Source organism: Streptomyces sp. SID5785 (genome assembly GCF_009870065.1).
Taxonomy (GTDB): Bacteria; Actinomycetota; Actinomycetes; order Streptomycetales; family Streptomycetaceae; genus Streptomyces.
In genome coordinates, this window is record NZ_WWIA01000805.1 from 1 (window position 1) to 491 (window position 491).

The window sequence follows — 491 nt, forward strand, 5'->3', positions numbered from 1 at the left end:
TGGTTGAGGTCGGGGCGGAGGTCTTGATTCGGGTCCGCGCTCAGGTCCGGGTCCGGGTCCGGATTCAGGTCCGGGTTCGGGTCCGTGTTCCCGTCGCCCCCGTCTCCTTCGTCCTCCGCCGTGACGATGTCGAAGGCGTACGAGCCCGACTCCCCGACCCAGTCGCCGTCGTCCGCCCTGCGCTGGACGAGTGCGGCGTCGGCCACGACGCGGCCCGGGCCGGCGTGCTCGCCGAACGCCAGCCGCAGCGGCACGGTGACCGTCTCGCCGGGGCGGACCGAGAAGCCGGCGGTGTCCCTGCCGATGACGCCGATGTTCTCGTCGCGGTCGGTGTGCTCGATACCGACCGGGCGCCAGCGGGGGCCGTCTCGGTACTCGAGCCGGATCCCGTCGGGACGCAGGCTGCGGCTGTCGTCGACGAGGACGAGCACCGGGTGCAGGGCCGCGCAGCGGGCGGCGGTGCGGTTCGTGAGGCGGAGGGACCAGGTGCG

1 pseudogene is annotated in these 491 nt (G+C 73.7%); it reads right to left on the minus strand.

The window, feature by feature from the left end:
* Positions 1-491 (minus strand): annotated as a pseudogene (locus tag GTW43_RS26225) (hypothetical protein); the annotation flags it as partial.